Below are 697 nucleotides of genomic sequence, written 5' to 3' on the forward strand. Positions count from 1 at the left end.
TCTTCTTTGCTTCGTCGATCATCGCGAGCGCTTCGTCGAGCGTCTTCGCCTTTTTATCGACGTAGCGCGTCTTCAGGCGGAAGTCGATGCGCGTCTCGTCGCATTCGACGGCGATCATCGAGAAGCCCGCCATCGTTGCCGCGAGCGGCTGCGCGCCGCCCATGCCGCCGAGGCCGCCCGTCAGGATCCAGCGGCCCTTCGGATTGCCGTTGAAGTGCTGGTTCGCCACCGAGAAGAACGTCTCATACGTGCCCTGCACGATGCCTTGGCTGCCGATATAGATCCAGCTGCCCGCCGTCATCTGGCCGTACATCATCAGGCCCTTGCGGTCGAGCTCGTGGAAGTGATCCCAGTTCGCCCAGTGCGGCACGAGGTTCGAGTTCGCGAGCAGCACGCGCGGCGCGTCGGCATGCGTGCGGAACACGCCGACGGGCTTGCCCGATTGAACCAGCAGCGTCTCGTTCTCTTCGAGGTCCTTCAGCGATGCGAGGATCTGGTCGAAGCAATCCCAGTTGCGCGCCGCGCGGCCGATGCCGCCATACACGACGAGCGCATGCGGATGCTCGGCCACTTCCGGGTCCAGATTGTTCTGGATCATCCGGTACGCGGCTTCCGCGATCCAGGTCTTGCAGGTTTTCTCGCTGCCGCGCGGCGCGCGGATCGTGCGGGTCGGGTCGAGACGCGGGTCGATGTGTTT

General features: G+C 64.3%; 1 pseudogene. It reads right to left on the reverse strand.

The window, feature by feature from the left end:
* Positions 1 to 697: pseudogene (locus tag J8I87_RS44100) on the reverse strand (urocanate hydratase); the annotation flags it as partial.

This window comes from Paraburkholderia sp. LEh10 (assembly GCF_017814945.1).
Lineage (GTDB): Bacteria > Pseudomonadota > Gammaproteobacteria > Burkholderiales > Burkholderiaceae > Paraburkholderia.